Here is a 2,560-nt window from a genome sequence, read left to right as displayed (position 1 = left end):
CATACAGTTTTGTAAAATAGCTTTTCAGCTGCAGCTGGAGGATTTGATGTGTCGTAAATATCTCCAGCTATTATAACCATATCTATATTATTTTCTTCGACTAAAGTCACAAAATCGTTTAAAAACATCTCTTGTTCTCTAAGTCTGCTATTTCCCTCTAGTGTTTTTCCCAAGTGCCAGTCTGATGTATGAATAAATTTCATTTTTCTCTCCTTTAAACCTTTATCTCTTGATTTATGCTAAATAAATACAAATACTTTTCCTTTACTGTTTTCCCCGTCAATATAGAAAGCGCCTCTGCATAAATATCTAATTGCTTTTTGTACCTGTGTACTATTTCTTCTTTATTATTATATACCTTATCTGTCTTGTAATCCAAAATAACTATTTGATCGTCTTCTTCAAAATATACATCGATTATACCTCTAAGCATAACTGATTCGTCCTTGTAAGTCTCACTGTTATTTTTAAATGCTTCATCGTTTACATATATATCGTTCATTTTTATTTGAGTGTATATTTTTTGTTCTCTTTTTACGAAATTTGAAGCTAACAATCTACTTCCAATAGGAGATTTGAAGAATTTCGATATTTTTCTAGGAGTTAGAACCTTCGATTCCTTTTCAGTTATTACGTTTCTCTTTACTAAACTCTGGATTTGAGCTTTTATTTCCTCCTCAGTAGACACCTTGTTTAAATCTAAAACCTCCATGATCAAGTGAACTACTGTACCTCTTTTGGCTCCTGTTAGCTTTTCTTCTTTTTCGTCTTCATTTACGAATTTTGGCTTTTTAAGTGTAGTTTTTTGTCTGTATAAGCTAGCTGATAAATCCTCTTCTTCATAGGCTTCCTGTCTTTTCTTTATTTCTGTTACAGATATACTTGCGGCCTTTTTTACAACTGCCTCGTAAGGATATTCAAAGTCCAGCTTTCTCTCGATTTCTCCGTAGTATTCTGTGTCATTTTCGGATAAGTCCATATTGTCTAGAATTTCTCTTATACCTTCTTTTTCATGTCTCTCGAAATCTATGTCTTCCTTTTTCCATGTTTTTATAGACCATTTTGATTCATCCTCTAGATATATATCTGTTGATATATTGTACATCTCTCTTATAGACTTTAAGTCCTCGTGTTTTATTAGAGCCGGCATCATCCAATCTAGATAATTTTTTCCGTTTAAAATATCGTATTTTGAAACTGATTTTTCTCTAGATATATTTGACGACCACTTATGGACATTTTTTTCTATATCTCTAACTGAGCCTGTTATTATAAGCTTTTCCTTTGCCCTTGTAAGTGCGACGTATAGAATTCTCATCTCCTCTGATATATTTTCTATGTTTATTTTGCATTTTAGGGCTTCCTTTGCGATACTTGGATATGAAATTCTTCTCTCGAAATCCACGATTTGTGGTCCGTATCCAAGCTCGTGGTGATACAATACATCGTTTCTAAAATCCATAGTGTTGAAATTTCTGCCCATTCCAGCGCAGATTACTATAGGGAATTCCAAGCCCTTACTTTTGTGGATACTCATGATTCTGACTACATTTGCATTTTCTCCTAATGTCTTGGCGCTTCCCATATCAGAATTTGATTTTTTTAATTTGCTGATGAAATTTATAAAATTAAATATTCCCTTGAAGCTAGTCTCTTCAAATTGTTTAGCTCTTTCAAATAGTATTCTCAAGTTAGCCTGTCTTTGGCTACCTCCAGGCAGTGCACCACAGTATGCGTAGTAGCCGCTATTTGTATATATATACCATAAAAATTCATCTGTACTCATGTACATAGATTTTTCTTGAAGCTCTTTTAAATCGTCTAAGAATCTTCTAACCTTTTGTTTAAGTGGATTTTCTTCTTGTAAATCATCCTCTTCATCGCATACAAAGCCTTCACAGTCGATATTTTGGTAGTAATCGTCTATATCGCTTTCAATATAGTCTTCAACTTCACTACCTAAATCCTGTTGCTCTATTTCATCGTTTTCAACTACAACTTCTTGTACATCAATCTTTTCACCTACAAAAAGCTTCATTGCCTCATAAAAACTAACCTTCTTATCCACAACTCTGATATCGATGAAGTCCTCTGGTGTAAATCCATATATAGGAGACCTCAAAATAGCAATAAGCGGAATATCTTGCATTGGGTTATCGATCACTTTTAGATACGACATTATAACTTGTATTTCCATATTTTCAAAATACCCTTGTCCTATATCTGCGTAAGTTGGGATATCCATATTTATAAGCTCTTCAGCAAATACAGGCGCCCACGCTGATGTCGCTCTAAGCAAGATCACTATGTCTTTGTAATCCACATCTCTGTACATTCCCAATCTCTTGTCAAATACCTGCATTCTCTCTCCGTTTTCATTTGGCTTTAAGATATCCTTTATTATCTTTCCAACCATTCTAGCTTCTATTTGACTTGCATCTAAATCCTCGTCGTCTAGTTCCTCTTCCTCAGGATTTTCAACTTCTTCTACTTTCTTTTCCATAAGATGGATTTCTGTCGGTCCACCTAATATTACTTTTTCATCATCTATATCTTCAAA

At 33.8% G+C, this 2,560-nt stretch carries 2 protein-coding genes; both read right to left on the bottom strand.

The features are described from left to right. Nucleotides 1-203, bottom strand: a 203-nt coding sequence (locus tag ACI3VO_RS14320) for a metallophosphoesterase family protein (RefSeq protein WP_439758567.1), incomplete at its 3' end; no start/stop codon positions are given. Nucleotides 204-214: 11 nt separating this feature from the next. Continuing rightward, nucleotides 215-2,560: 3'-5' exonuclease (locus tag ACI3VO_RS14315; protein ID WP_439758566.1), on the bottom strand; the 2,346-nt coding region annotated here is incomplete at its 5' end.

It is taken from the genome of Intestinibacter sp., assembly GCF_051866655.1.
Taxonomy (GTDB): Bacteria; Bacillota; Clostridia; order Peptostreptococcales; family Peptostreptococcaceae; genus Intestinibacter.
This window is presented reverse-complemented; position numbering and strand designations above follow the sequence as displayed.